General features: G+C 55.7%; 11 protein-coding genes. 5 read left to right on the top strand and 6 right to left on the bottom strand.

Going from position 1 to position 13,158, the window contains the following annotated elements; all coding sequences use genetic code 11:
• Positions 1 to 49: 49 nt before the first annotated feature.
• The 4 genes from VAE57_RS00550 to VAE57_RS00535 all read left to right on the top strand — a co-directional run bounded on the left by VAE57_RS00550 (position 50) and on the right by VAE57_RS00535 (position 5,114).
• Positions 50 to 922 carry a F0F1 ATP synthase subunit gamma gene (locus tag VAE57_RS00550; protein ID WP_012258894.1) on the top strand — a complete coding sequence of 291 codons (873 nt, stop codon included), beginning with the start codon at positions 50 to 52 and terminating at the stop codon, positions 920 to 922.
• A gap of 18 nt (positions 923 to 940) precedes the next feature.
• Positions 941 to 2,356 (top strand): F0F1 ATP synthase subunit beta, encoded by a 1,416-nt coding sequence (atpD, locus tag VAE57_RS00545; RefSeq protein WP_322819968.1) that lies wholly within the window; start codon positions 941 to 943, stop codon positions 2,354 to 2,356.
• A gap of 69 nt (positions 2,357 to 2,425) precedes the next feature.
• Positions 2,426 to 2,845 (top strand): F0F1 ATP synthase subunit epsilon, encoded by a 420-nt coding sequence (locus VAE57_RS00540; RefSeq protein ID WP_012258892.1) that lies wholly within the window; start codon positions 2,426 to 2,428, stop codon positions 2,843 to 2,845.
• 1,258 nt (positions 2,846 to 4,103) lie between these two features.
• The gene (locus VAE57_RS00535; RefSeq protein WP_012258891.1) at positions 4,104 to 5,114 is read left to right on the top strand and encodes a rod shape-determining protein; all 1,011 of its coding nucleotides are present in this window, start codon (positions 4,104 to 4,106) and stop codon (positions 5,112 to 5,114) included.
• 80 nt (positions 5,115 to 5,194) lie between these two features.
• Here VAE57_RS00535 and VAE57_RS00530 read toward each other — a convergent pair whose 3' ends face one another.
• Positions 5,195 to 6,175 carry a DinB family protein gene (locus VAE57_RS00530; RefSeq protein ID WP_322819967.1) on the bottom strand — a complete coding sequence of 327 codons (981 nt, stop codon included), beginning with the start codon at positions 6,173 to 6,175 and terminating at the stop codon, positions 5,195 to 5,197.
• Positions 6,176 to 6,202: 27 nt separating this feature from the next.
• Complete coding sequence (locus VAE57_RS00525) at positions 6,203 to 6,622, bottom strand: VOC family protein (RefSeq protein ID WP_322819966.1); 420 nt, start codon at positions 6,620 to 6,622, stop codon at positions 6,203 to 6,205.
• 108 nt (positions 6,623 to 6,730) lie between these two features.
• On the opposite strand from VAE57_RS00525, the gene VAE57_RS00520 reads away from it, so the two are divergent.
• Positions 6,731 to 8,911, top strand: a complete 2,181-nt coding sequence (locus tag VAE57_RS00520; RefSeq protein ID WP_322819965.1) for an ATP-binding protein — start codon at positions 6,731 to 6,733, stop codon at positions 8,909 to 8,911.
• A gap of 144 nt (positions 8,912 to 9,055) precedes the next feature.
• Here the strand turns inward: VAE57_RS00520 and VAE57_RS00515 are convergent, their stop codons facing one another.
• The 4 genes from VAE57_RS00515 to VAE57_RS00500 form a co-directional block, all read right to left on the bottom strand.
• On the bottom strand, positions 9,056 to 9,265 hold the full coding sequence (locus tag VAE57_RS00515) for a hypothetical protein (RefSeq protein ID WP_322819964.1): 210 nt from the start codon (positions 9,263 to 9,265) through the stop codon (positions 9,056 to 9,058).
• 57 nt (positions 9,266 to 9,322) lie between these two features.
• Positions 9,323 to 10,663 (bottom strand): MFS transporter, encoded by a 1,341-nt coding sequence (locus VAE57_RS00510; RefSeq protein ID WP_322819963.1) that lies wholly within the window; start codon positions 10,661 to 10,663, stop codon positions 9,323 to 9,325.
• 367 nt (positions 10,664 to 11,030) lie between these two features.
• A complete protein-coding gene (locus VAE57_RS00505) occupies positions 11,031 to 12,074 on the bottom strand; it encodes an ABC transporter permease (protein ID WP_322819962.1) in 1,044 nt (347 codons plus the stop codon).
• Entirely contained in the window at positions 12,071 to 13,129 is a 1,059-nt protein-coding gene (locus VAE57_RS00500; protein ID WP_322819961.1) for an ABC transporter permease, read from the bottom strand. The genes VAE57_RS00505 and VAE57_RS00500 overlap by 4 nt, the downstream gene beginning before the upstream one ends.
• Positions 13,130 to 13,158: the final 29 nt, after the last annotated feature.

Here is a 13,158-nt window from a genome sequence, read left to right as displayed (position 1 = left end):
AGCGTATCTTCGAAGCGCTCGCCAAAATCCAAACTGCAAAGGGTTCGATATGCCGAGTAGTCGCGAGATTAAGCGCCGCATCCGCTCTGTAAAGAACGTCGCTCAGATTACGCGAGCGATGGAGATGGTGTCAGCATCAAAGATGCGGCGCGCACAACGGAATGTTTTAGCTACCCGGCCATATGCCGACCGTATGCGGGAGGTAATGGCCAATCTTACTGCTCGAGTCGTGGGAGCGGCACGTCGCGGTACGTTGCTTGAAAAGCGCGAGACGGTGAAGAGTGTTGCACTGCTGGTTGTAACGCCTGATCGGGGGCTTTGCGGGAGCCTGGTGGCGAACGTGCTGCGTCGCGCCGGTCGCTTTATCACCGAGCAACGCGCTATGGGCCGCACCGTTGATGTGTATACGTTCGGTCGTAAGGGACGCGATTTCTTCTTACGAACCGGTTTTGCCCCGGCAGGTGAAGCAACCCGTCTCGGTGATGCACCAAAGCTCGAAGCGATCCTGGGTGTCGCAATTAGCGCCATTAATGGGTTTCAGTCGGGCAAGTATGATGAACTCTACATTATTTACAGTGAGTTCATCAACACGTTGGTGCAACGTCCGGCTATCAAGCAATTGTTACCGGTAGAGAGTCCTGACATCTCGACTACGACGAATGTTGATTATACCTACGAGCCGGGCGAAGAAGAAGTTCTCAATAGCATTCTGCCGCGTTATGTCGAGACCCAGATTTATCAGGCAGTTCTTGAAAGCATTGCCAGCGAACACAGCGCACGAATGGTCGCGATGCGCAACGCCACAAACAACGCCAAGGATCTGGTCCGCGATTTAACGCTGTCGTTTAACAAAGCGCGGCAGGCCGCCATTACTAAAGAGGTCAGCGAAATCGCTTCGGGCGCCGCTGCTCTCACCAGTTAATGACAAGAGGAGGAGCCGATGCCGGCCAAGGGGGTTATTCAAGAGATTATCGGTGTGGTCATCCGGGCAAAATTCCCGGAAGATGAGGTACCGGAAATCTATAATGCAATCGAAATTCCATTAGGGAATGGCGACCGTCTCGTCTGCGAAGTGCAACAGCAGCTCGGCAATGGCGTGGTAAAAGCGGTTGCAATGGGTTCGACTGATGGTCTGCGTCGTGGTCTTGAGGTCATTGATACCGGTCGGCCTATCGCTGTACCGGTCGGCCCGGCTACACTTGGGCGCGTGTTCAATGTGTTGGGCGACCCAATCGATGGCATGGGACCTATCGGCCCGGAGGTTGAGCGCCGCCCAATTCACCGTGATCCACCCAGCTTTGAAGAGCAGAATACTCAGGCGCAGATTTTTGAAACCGGGATTAAAGTGATCGATCTGATTGCTCCGTTTACCCGTGGTGGCAAGACCGCTATCTTCGGTGGTGCCGGTGTGGGTAAGACGGTGGTGATCCAGGAGTTGATTGCCAATATCGCTAAAGAGCAGTCGGGTTTCTCAGTCTTCGCCGGTGTAGGTGAGCGATCCCGCGAGGGAAATGACCTCATCCACGAAATGAAGGAAGCCCGGATCGACGAAAACACCACCGTGTTCGACAAGACGGTGATGGTGTTCGGTCAGATGAATGAACCACCGGGCGCTCGCTTGCGGGTCGGTCTGACTGCCCTAACGATGGCTGAGTACTTCCGCGATGAGGGTCGCGATATTCTGCTCTTTATTGATAATATCTTCCGCTTCGTGCAGGCCGGTTCAGAGGTTTCATCACTCCTCGGTCGTATGCCGTCCCAGGTAGGTTATCAGCCAACGCTGGGCACCGAAATGGGTGAATTGCAGGAGCGGATTACGTCAACCAGGCGTGGTTCGATCACCTCGATGCAGGCGGTGTACGTGCCGGCCGACGACTACACAGACCCCGCACCGGCGACGGTGTTTAGTCACCTTGACGCAACGATCTCGCTCGAACGCAGCATTGCCGAGCGAGCAATCTTCCCGGCGGTCGATCCGTTGGCGTCAACGTCACGGATTCTCGATCCCAACATCGTCGGCGAGGAACATTACCGGGTGGCACAAGAGGTGAAGCGTGTTTTGCAGCGCTACAAAGACCTCAAGGACATCATTGCCATTCTCGGTATGGAAGAGCTGAGCGACGAAGACAAGCTGACGGTGCAGCGCGCACGTAAGATCGAGCTTTTCTTCTCACAACCGTTTACGGTGGCTCAGCAGTTTACCGGTCGCCCCGGTAAGTATGTGCCGGTGAAGAAGACAGTCGAGAGTTTTGCCCGACTCCTGAATGGCGAAGGCGATCATATTCCCGAGTCGTTCTTCTACATGCAGGGCGATTTCGATGACGTACTGGCTGCCTACGAGTCCAGCCAGAAGTAAGGTTAAACCGGCGATGGCCAGTGTGTGTTGTCGCCGGTTCACATCTACGGCAGGCAGAAGGAGCAGTCCATGCCCATCCATCTGGAGATTGTCACCGCCGAGCGCGTTATCCTCTCGGATGACGTTGATATGATCAGTGCACCGACGAAAGATGGCCGCGTTGGTATTCTGCCGCGCCACGCTCCGCTCATGACGATTCTCGAACCAGGCGAGCTAGACATTATTAAGAATGGCGAGCGCACTCCGTTTGCTGTATCCGGCGGCTTTATGGAGGTACTTCCCCATCGTGTTACTATCCTGGCCGATACGGTCGAGCGGGCCGATGAGATCGATGAAGCACGAGCTGAACAGGCGCGGGCTGAAGCTGAAGCCCGCCGGCGCGAAGCTCAGAGCGAACGCGATATGGCGCTGGCCGAAGCCAAGTTGCGCAAAGAGATGGTTCGCCTGCGGGTTGCGCAGCTCCATAAGATCAAGCGGCGACAGTCGTAGCAGATATCTACCACGCTTTTTTGGTCTGGTGCCCCTTCCCCGAAGATCGGGAAGGGGTTTTGTTGTACGACTGGAGCAGGAGTAATTCGCAGACACCAAACCGAAGTGGATACCGTTCCCGGTCAGAGGTGCCCGTGTCGCAGATTTGGTGTGCGGAAGGCAGATTTACATCAAATCTGGTGCCACAATCGGTGTCCAACATCGCCTGAGCGCACTGGGAGCGTGCGCCTCCAGTGCGCTGCTCGCTCACCACCTGCAACACACCGTAGAGACTTCATCCAACGGGGTATCGCAAGTCAGAACCAGCTCGCGCCAGCGGGAGTCACCCGGTACCGCTAGTTCCCGCCCCCAGCGGGGGCGGGTGAGGGTAGGGGCGTATCACAACACACTGCTGGAATCAGCCCCAATATCAATGCTTGCTATCCATACACGGTCGCCATCTGGCATCGCCTGGGAGCACTGGGAGCGTGCGCCTCCGGTGCGCCTACCACGGACGGTCACCGTCTGGCATCGCCTGGGAGCGCTAGGAGCGCACGCCTCCGACGCGCTCACCTCTGACGGTCACCGTCAGGCATCTCCTGGGAGCGCTGGAAGCGCACGCCTCCGACGCGCCTCATCACATGCAACACACCGTAGAGACTTCATCCAACGAGGTATCGCAAGTCAGAACCAGCTCGCGCCAGCGGGAGTCATCCGGTACCGCTAGTTCCCGCCCCCAGCGGGGGCGGGTGAGGGTGGGGGCGTATCGCAACACCCTGCTGGAATCAGCCTCTATATCAATGCTTGCTATTCATAATGCTGGCACTGCACCTGACCCCAACTACACAGGCACCAACCAGTTTGCCTGCGATAAACCACCGGCGGTCATGGTTGAGGTAGCACGTCTGACCGTGCACCAGCACGAGGCTGCCCACCCGAATAATGCACAGTATCACTCAAGATGTGATACAACCTGTGATCCGGCGATTACCCCGCTATCATCCCTGTGTGCGAAAGCATAAAAACCGTTGCTCCCACTCCGCACGTAGTGGGATTACGTTTCAGCGAGGATACCGTTTACAGACGGGGTCTGTTCGTTTGGAATGCGGCCTTTTTACCAACTGGCGACGAGCCAGTTAGCGGGGATCGATCACCTCTCACGTTGCTCTCAACACAAACTGACGTAAATTTGCTATAATACGGCGCGATTATATACGCCGCCTTATTCTATCGAGGTGTAGCGTCCGTAACCAAACACATCACAGCAGGAATACTACGTATGGCCCGCAAAATCGGGATTGATCTTGGCACTGCCAATGTCTTAGTCTATGTCAAAGGTAAAGGAATTGTTCTCTCGGAACCATCGGTGGTCGCACTGAGCACCCGCGATGGCCGGGTTCGCGCTGTTGGTGCAGAGGCGATGGCGATGTTAGGCCGTGAGCCGGAGAGTATCGAAGTAGTGCGTCCAATGCGCAACGGCGTGATCGCCGATTACGTTGTCACCGAAGAGATGTTACGTCACTTTATTGGCCGTGCCGCAGGGCGCTTCCGCTTCTCACGGCCTGAAGTGATGATCTGTATTCCCGCTGGCGTGACCAGCGTCGAGATGCGAGCAGTACGCTATGCTGCGCTCGAAGCAGGTGCTGGCAAGGCCTATCTCATCCGCGAACCACTGGCCGCCGCCATTGGCGCTAATATTCCCATCGCCCAGCCGTCAGGCAACCTGGTGATTGACATCGGCGGTGGCACTACCGAAGTGGCAGTGATTTCACTGAACGATATTGTGGTCAGTACCTCGGTGCGTGTTGGTGGCAACCGGTTCGATGAAGCGATTGCTGCGTATATCAAGCGCAAATATAATCTTTTGATCGGTGAGCGTACTGCGGAAGCGGTTAAAATTGAGATCGGCTCGGCGCTGCCACTTGATAAGCCGCTTGTGACTCAGGTGCGTGGTCGTGATCAGGTCACCGGTTTGCCACGCACAATCCAGGTTGATAGCAACGAGATTACTGAGGCTATTCAGGAACCATTGGAAGCTATCATTAACGCGGTGCGGGCAGTACTGGTCGAAACACCACCTGAATTAAGCTCGGACATTATCGATAAGGGCATGGTGATGACCGGCGGTGGATCGATGCTGCGGCGCATTAACGATCTCCTGACCGATGTTACCGGTGTTCCCTGCTATGTCGCCGATCAGCCGGCTTCGTGCGTTGCCATCGGTACCGGGCTGGCTCTGGAAAATCTTGATGTGCTCTACGATAGTCTGAGTGGGTTAGATTTAACGTAAGCGCAACTGAAACACTCTCATGAAAGACGGGGCGACTGGCCGGTCGCCCCGTTACTGCGCCTGACAGTTGCCGGTGCCGGCTATGGATGCAGCATCTCCTGCGCAATCTCGATCACCTGATTTCCTCCATGCAACAAATTGTGCCGCATTTGCGCCAGTTCAATCAGGTGTCCCTGTTCGTGCGTGACCACCCAGTTTCCTTGATGCAGCAGGGGAACCGGGCCGAATATCTCGTGGTAGCCGATGCGCTGCCAGGCAGCCTGGGTCAAGCCGCGAAGTAAGTTGAGCGTCTGTTGTCGGCTAGAGGTGTACTGTTCGAGGAGATCAGCAATCGGTACCGTGCGATACTTCACTGCGCGCTGTAACGTTGGCGGATGGGCTGAGGGCAGCCTGGGCTGGTTCGTCTCAAGAATCATCCACGTCCGCTCGCGAAAGACGATGTCCATGTCGGTCAGATGGCCGATCAGGTCTTTGCAGGCAGGAAAGCCATTTACCGGGGTTGAGAGCTGTTCTTCAGTCAGATCGGTGACCAGATTCTGCACGGTGCGGAGTCCCTGTTCGAGGCGACGCACAATCGTAGCGGGGCTTAATGTCCCCATACAATCGACAATCCGAAAATCCAGGAACCCCTCACGCACCGTGCCACAGATGGCGCAGAATGGTGGTGGATCACCTTCCATCAAGTGACCACAGGTACTGCATACAAAGAGATCACCCAGCTCGGTGTAGATCAGATCACGCCCCGCTGCCAGTGCCCGCGCTGCCCGCTCCAGCAACTCGCGTTGAAATGCGCTGGTACCGGTGACAGGGCCGGTGACAACGGCTTCTGGTTCGAGACCGGCAAGTGCCCGCTCAATATTGGTCGTCGTCTTCGCGACTTCACCCAGATGCCGCAACGCCTGCTCGGCTCGAACCCGTTTAACTGCTGCTGACGCATCAAGCAAACGGGCGATGTTAAACAGTCGTTCACGACGAGCCTGACGCGCCCAGGCAGTGTACGCCGTATACCCGATACTCGTGCTTACCAGCAAGCGACGGTGCTCTTCGTCATTCCAGGTCATACTGCTGCTCCAAACGTGTTTTTTGACTTACCTGTGATGCGGGGAACGATGCTGCACCAGCTCAACCAATACACCCTGTCCGCCAGCTTTCGGATGGACAAACGCAACCAGTGTGTTGTGGATACCAGGACGAGGTTCACGGTCAATCAATGGTAAACCACGCGCCTGCAATGTAGCTAACGCTGCATAAATATCATCGACCCGATAAGCAATATGATGCATACCCGGCCCTTTTTCGCGCAAGAAGCGGGCAAAGCTGGCCTGATCGCTGGTTGGGGCAATTAATTCGATCAAAACATCGCCAAAGCGAGCCACACCGATCAGCGCATGGCGTTCAGGGAGTTCAATCCGCTCCCATTCGGTCACATCATATGCAGTGCGATAAAAATCAATTGCAGCGTCGAGATCGGCTACTACCAACCCGATATGATCGATTGCCGTAAACATAGTTTACTCCTTGTATTCCACCGTAATACCGATGGATGTAGCATATCATAGCACATGGTTATTACGAGATAATTGACAGCTACTCACGGTTAGCTACAATACACGACAATGACACACGAATCAGAAGACATCACAACCGGCTACTTGAGTGTGCTGAGTGCGGCTTCCCGTTTGTTGCAAGAGGAATTGCCGCTGGTACAACGTATCCATCGGCTATTCGGGCTTTTGCGCCTCGCAGTACGCTACCGGGATGCACGCCTGACCTGCTGGTTACAATCCGCACGACCCGGTGCGCATCGCCAGCAGATTTTTTCACCAGAGTCGTGGGCTTATCCGTGGGACGATACCCTGACCCGTTCGGTAGCACTCGGCGGGAAGACGGTTATCAAGACGATTGCGCTTGGTAGCGCCGGTCAGCCAGATAAAAACTTACCCGTTATCCCTGCCGGTTATCTGGGAGCACCGATCTTTTGGGGCGGTAGATTATGGGGGGTTCTCGAACTGCGCAACGACGATCAGCGACGATTTACCGGCTGCATCAGCGAACTGATCGAGGCGCTGAAGCCGTTGCTGGCGGCTGCGATTGCACAAGAAGGTGCCCGTCTTCCCCAGTTACCGACACCACGCTTTGCCGGCGAAACACCCGTTGGCCTGACGCTCACCCCTTCGCTACGCCAAAAGATGATCGCCCTGAATGAACAGCTCGACCGTACTATCGACCTGCACGAGCTGACCGGAGTCATCTTGCGTCGGGCATTAGAGGGGAGCGGTGCTGAAGCAGGAGCAGTTGCCCTGGTTGATTATGACAAACGCGAACTGGTGCTGCACTTGTACGAAGGGTACGAAGCTGAGCGTTCCAGACGCGCACTGCCCACGCTACCGCGGCAGCGTTGGAGTTGGGAGACAGGTCTGGCCGGTCAGGCAGTCCAGATGCGGCGTCCTTTGCTGGTTCGTGATGCAGGACGCGAGCCGGGATTGCCGAACGCGATGCCATTTCTGGCCGAGCTGGCAGCCCCGATTATCGTCGATGATCGGGTATTGGCGGTGCTCATTCTGCATAGTCGTCGGTCGACGACCTTTACTGAAGAGGTGCTGGCGTTTGTTACCACCCTCTGCGAGCGTGCTGCCCGCCCACTGGCTCGGGCGATGTCTTATCAGGCCGCTTATGAAACATCGTACCACCTTGGTCAGGTCTTCAGCAGTCTACCGATAGGGCTGGCGCTCCTCGATTTGAATGGACGAGTTATCCGGGCCAATCCGGCCTGGAATCAGGTCTGGCGCTTAGAAGCACGATTACAACGGCCTTCATTTTACGTTGGGATTGATCTGGTTGAGCACCTGCTGACGCGGCTCAACGATCCATTCCGGCTCAGCGAATTTTGTGATCTCGGACAGCGAACCCCTGATCAGACGTTTGAAACCAGCCTTCAGCTCCGCAACCCATACCAGGAATTATACGTGCTCTCAGTGCCAACCCGCGATAGCCAGCAACAGCTTACCGGACGATTGTGGGTGGTCAGTGATCGCACACGCGAGCGCGAGTCTGATCGGCTCAAAGATGAGTTTATCGGTATTGTGTCGCACGAACTACGTACACCACTGACCTCAATCCTTGGGTATACCGAGATTCTGCTGAACCGGCAAGACCTTGACCACGAGAGCCAACGCGAGTTCTTGATTACGGTTTCTAACGAGGCCGAGCGACTGCATAAAATGGTCAAGGATTTACTGGATGTGTCACGGCTGGAGGCCGGGGTCGTGAAGTTGAACCGCTGGGCGGTTGGCCTCTGGCAGGTGATTGAAGAGCTGACACTCCAGTTGCATACTCAATTGATCCATCACAAACTCTTGATTGATGCTCGAACGCCGTTACCACCGGTCTTTGCCGACCGTGACAAGGTCAAACAGATTATCTTCAATCTGCTGAGCAACGCCATCAAGTATAGCCCGGAAGGGAGCGAAATTCAGCTCACCGTGCGCAGAGCCAATGCAGACGACTTGCCGGCGACCCATCCGCCCGGTCAGTGGATGTTAATCGTCGTGCGCGATGAAGGGATCGGTATCAAACCCGAAGATCAGGTCCGGTTGTTTGAGCGGTTTCAGCGCGTTGATAACAGCAATACCCGCCAGAAGAGTGGAGTGGGTTTGGGACTGTATATCACTCGTTTGCTGGTCGAACTCCACGGTGGTCGAATCTGGGTGAAGAGTGTTGAGGGGAGCGGCAGCAGCTTCTCGTTTACGCTGCCAATCTGGATAGCACCAACCCATGAACAGGGTCAGGAACCATGAGGGAGGGGCACCACGTAGGCTACCCCTCCTGGGTTGGCTCAAGCACGAATGGTAGAACGTCGATGTTTAGAACCCGGTTCAAAAACATTTACGAGAAGTTATCTCATTCATTCTTGACCGTCTCTATGATCGTAACGAGCACATTCAGTCCGTGACCAGTAAAGTCAACGACGTGCCACGCGCCGGATCGTGAGCACGGCTGCTGCGGCAGCCATGCTGCCGCACTCCAAACGCTGCGACACGGACATAACGAGCGGGTAAGGCAACCAATTCAGTGCGTGATGGTACGACCGGACCTTCGCTCTGCCAACAGGTCAGAAGCCGGGTTGACTGTTGTTGACGATTGGCAAGCATTCAGACGCCTGGGCGACTGCCTGGACGCACGACAGCACAGCTTTTTTGAAATGAGTTCTACACATGCGCCGGTGCCTGATTACCGGCTTCGGCAGCCGCCCGCCGTACATTCACGAACAAGAGCAGGATAAACCCACTGATGAAAAAGATAATCAGTGAGACAATGGCGATCCGGTAGCTACCGGTCATCTGGTAAGCAACCCCGAACAAGAGAGGCGCCAGCCAGCTCGTGCCACGCTCACCTACTTCGTACAGGCTAAAGTACTCTGCCTCCTGACCATCAGGGATCATGAGCGAAAACAGCGACCGACTGATTGCCTGACTACCTCCCAACACCAGCGCAATTGCCGCACCGAGCGCAAAGAATTGCACATCGTTGTTGGCCGGCATAATGTAGGCATAACTAACGACCAGCGTCCAAATGACCAGACTACCCAGCAACACTCGTTTTGAACCCAACCGTGTTGCCAGAGCACCAAAGATCAGGGCGCCGAAGAAAGCGACGAACTGTACCATCAAGATGGTGACAATCCGGGTTGACTCGCCGATACCCAGCTCTTCAGCCCCGAATTGCGCAGCCAGCGCAATCACTGCCTGAATACCGTCGTTGTAGAGCAGATACGCCGCCAGGAAGAGCAGGGTTTGTGGATAACCGCGCATCTGCCGAAATGTATGGGCTAACTGACGGAACCCGACCGTCAAGTAGTTCTCGCCAGGCGGTAAGCGCCGAACTGCACCACGGTTCCGTAGCGTCCACATTGGAATGAGCGTAAAAATGGCCCACCACATACCGGCAGACACCAGACTGATTCGCACCGCCATCCCACTCTCAACCCCAAACGACTCGGCATTCAGGAAGAAGACCAGGTTGGCCGCCAGTAATAAGCCGCCGCCCAGATAGCCAAGTGCCCATCCCTGTGAAGAAACGGCGTCTCGCCGATCAGGACTGGCAATGTCTGGCAAGAAAGCGTTGTAGAAGACTATCGAGGCGCCGAAGGTGAGGTTGGCGATCAGGAAGAGGATACCACCTAGCAGATAGTTGGTGCCTTCGAGAAAGTAGAGGCCCATAGTGGCAAATGCCCCTACATACGCAAAGATCGCCAGCATTTGCTTGCGAGCGTTGGAGTAATCGGCAATGGCACCAAGGATGGGTAAAAAGAAGACCTGTAACAAGACCGAGAGCGAAACCATGTAAGGAAAAAAAGAACCGGCTGCCACCGGTATCCCAAACGGATAGACAAATCCATTCGCATCAGCCGCATTACGGGCAATTGAGGTGAGGTATGGCCCTAAGAAGACGGTCACTACTGTGGTCGAAAATGCCGAATTGGCCCAGTCGTAGAAATACCAGCCAACCTGTTCGCGACGGTTATCGGTCGAGGCAGCAAGCGTGGTCATGCAAACTCCTTTGTAGTCAGCACTCACGTACCGATGGACAAAGCCAGTACCGGGAGAAGGGATTTAGATATAACCTGCACGGCGAGGCTATTGTACCACGTCTGTATTCACCACAGAGACACGGAAGGCACAAAGGTTTTAGAGGCATTTATGTCAACTTTACTTGATACCATTGTAGTTTGGCTATATGCACCACCGAGACACGGAGGGCACAGAGGTTTTCAGGAGGTATTTATGTCAACTTTGCTCGACACAATTGTGGTTTGGATATGTTCACCACAGCGACACAGAGGACACAGAGGGGTTTGTCCTTTCATCCTCTCTGTGCCTCGGTGGTGATAACAAACCAGACCTCGTTTGCCAGTGCTCATCGTTCCCGAACCACCCGTAAACCCGCTGCCAGCGCCACAATCATGGCCACCAGTACTGCCAGATGCGGAGCAATATCGTTCAGGGTGGCACCGCGCTGAACAATCGCAATCACCGGATCGACCATGTAGTACGTCGGGAAGATTTGGGCAATCCATTGTGGAATTACCGGAAAGAGTGCGATCAACGCCGGGGCGTAGAGCAATAGACCCAGCGCCTTCACGGTGGCAAAGAGCGAGTTGATATCTTTCACCAACACGCCTAACAGCACACCGAACTCTGCCGATAAGATTGCCCCCAGCAAAAGTACCAGCAACACCAACCCGATCTGATCACTCCAGGCACCATTCAGCGCCAATACCAGCAATGCCATCACCGTACTCAGAGCAACACCCAGCATACCCTTGGCAACATAGATTTCAGCGCGGGTCACCGGTGTTACCAGCAAGGCAGTCAGTGTGCGACGTTGCTTTTCGCTCACCAATGAGGAGGCCGGTAGCATTAACGCACCAAACACGACAGTCATGAGCACGAGTAGCGGTAACAAGCGCTGCTGCCAGGTCAGATCGCTGTTAGCGCCCAGGACGGAGGTGGTAATGACCACCGGCGGCTCGTGGCCGGCCAGCGCACGTAGCCAGTCGGCAAGCGCGGTACCGATCAAGACTCGGTCGCGTAACAAACTCTCGCCCCACACGTAGACGGTCAGGCTGCCCCGTTGGTCACTAAGGAGACGCTGATCAAATCCAGCCTGCAACACAATACCAACATCCACCGCACCTCTGGCAGTCGCTGTCCGCAGTTCGGCCTCGCTCGTATAGCGCTGAACTATCAATCCCGGCATGGTCTCGGCAAACTGCGTGATCTGCGATGATCCGCTGTCGAAGATGCCCAGTCGCGGTTTGCCGCTGAAGAAGGTGCCGAAGATCAGGCCCAGAGCGAGACTCAAGCCCAACGGAACCACAATCGTGAAAATGAAGATAAAGTTCTTTGGCCCCTGTACCGCTTCGCGGTAGAGGAGAGCCAGAATGCGGCGCAGACTCATGCGAACCTCCGTTGCAGAATGGCCATGCCCAGAGCCAGGAACAAGAGGGCGGAAACCGTCAGTGGTAGCAGGTTTCCGCCGACCTCACTCCAGCCGGCACCGAAGTTGAGTGAGCGGTAGATGGTGTCTACCAGATAGTGGGTGGGAATGAATTGCACCCAGTCCGCCGCTAAGCCGGGCAGGAGAACGGTAAAGGTCGGCAACGCCATGATCAACAGGGCCAGCATGCCCCAGCCCATCACCGACATCAGGTCACGGCCAAGCGAGGCGATGAGAAAGGCGGTGCCGGTCATCAGCACCGATCCGATGAGCAGTGCGGTCAGGTTGAGGAGCGGTTCGCGCACCAGGCCACCGGTAACCGCCAGTAACAAGACTGCCTGGACAAAGGCAAAGAGTGAACCAAAAATGGTCTTGGCAACGAAGAGGCCACGCAATGAGAGGGGAGTCACCAGCAGGGCGCGGATCGTGCCCTGTTCGACCTCGGCGGCGATCAGGCTGGCCAGGCCAAGGCATTCGACCATCAACACCAGCACCGCGAAGAGCGGCAACATCCGCTGCCGGGGAGCAATCTGCGCACCGGCCATATCGGGGCCGAGAATCTCCTCGCTGATGACGACCGGCAATTCTTGCCCGACCAGGTTGAAACTCAATTCGCGGGCCGCAGCCTCGTAGACGGACTCAAAATCGGTTGGCACTTCAGGCGCCAGGAATAGTTCAACCGTTGGTCGTGCTCCCTGGCGAAGCTGATCGAAGAGATCGGCGGGAAAGGCAATGCCGACGGTTACTTCACCGCTTGCCACAGCAGAACGTAAGGCCGCCGCATCGGTAAAGCGCTTGATCTGTACCGCATCATCAGTCAGAGCTTCCGCCAGGGCCGGTGGCAATTCGGGAATCACCAGACCCAGCCGTAGTGTCTCATCAACCGTTGCCGGTAATAGAAAATAGATCGCGATGTACGCTACCAGACCCAACACCGTCACCAGGGCGAAGAGCCGATTCGCAAAGTAGAGGCGGGCGTCCTTCGTTATCAACGCCCAAAGCGCAGCGATATTCATAGCGGGTATTCCTTCACTCGAACCGGACA

This window comes from Chloroflexus sp., from assembly GCF_034434295.1.
Lineage (GTDB): Bacteria > Chloroflexota > Chloroflexia > Chloroflexales > Chloroflexaceae > Chloroflexus.
The sequence above is the reverse complement of the archived record's forward strand: the minus strand, read 5'-3'. Positions and strand labels throughout refer to the sequence as shown.

What these genes read in the sequence shown, in the direction of transcription:
- VAE57_RS00550 (WP_012258894.1), top strand. Translation starts at nt 50, where the DNA reads ATGCCGAGTAGTCGCGAGATTAAGCGCCGCATCCGCTCTGTAAAGAAC.
- atpD (WP_322819968.1), top strand. Translation starts at nt 941, where the DNA reads ATGCCGGCCAAGGGGGTTATTCAAGAGATTATCGGTGTGGTCATCCGG.
- VAE57_RS00540 (WP_012258892.1), top strand. Translation starts at nt 2,426, where the DNA reads ATGCCCATCCATCTGGAGATTGTCACCGCCGAGCGCGTTATCCTCTCG.
- VAE57_RS00535 (WP_012258891.1), top strand. Translation starts at nt 4,104, where the DNA reads ATGGCCCGCAAAATCGGGATTGATCTTGGCACTGCCAATGTCTTAGTC.
- VAE57_RS00530 (WP_322819967.1), bottom strand. Translation starts at nt 6,175, where the DNA reads ATGACCTGGAATGACGAAGAGCACCGTCGCTTGCTGGTAAGCACGAGT.
- VAE57_RS00525 (WP_322819966.1), bottom strand. Translation starts at nt 6,622, where the DNA reads ATGTTTACGGCAATCGATCATATCGGGTTGGTAGTAGCCGATCTCGAC.
- VAE57_RS00520 (WP_322819965.1), top strand. Translation starts at nt 6,731, where the DNA reads ATGACACACGAATCAGAAGACATCACAACCGGCTACTTGAGTGTGCTG.
- VAE57_RS00515 (WP_322819964.1), bottom strand. Translation starts at nt 9,265, where the DNA reads ATGCTTGCCAATCGTCAACAACAGTCAACCCGGCTTCTGACCTGTTGG.
- VAE57_RS00510 (WP_322819963.1), bottom strand. Translation starts at nt 10,663, where the DNA reads ATGACCACGCTTGCTGCCTCGACCGATAACCGTCGCGAACAGGTTGGC.
- VAE57_RS00505 (WP_322819962.1), bottom strand. Translation starts at nt 12,074, where the DNA reads ATGAGTCTGCGCCGCATTCTGGCTCTCCTCTACCGCGAAGCGGTACAG.
- VAE57_RS00500 (WP_322819961.1), bottom strand. Translation starts at nt 13,129, where the DNA reads ATGAATATCGCTGCGCTTTGGGCGTTGATAACGAAGGACGCCCGCCTC.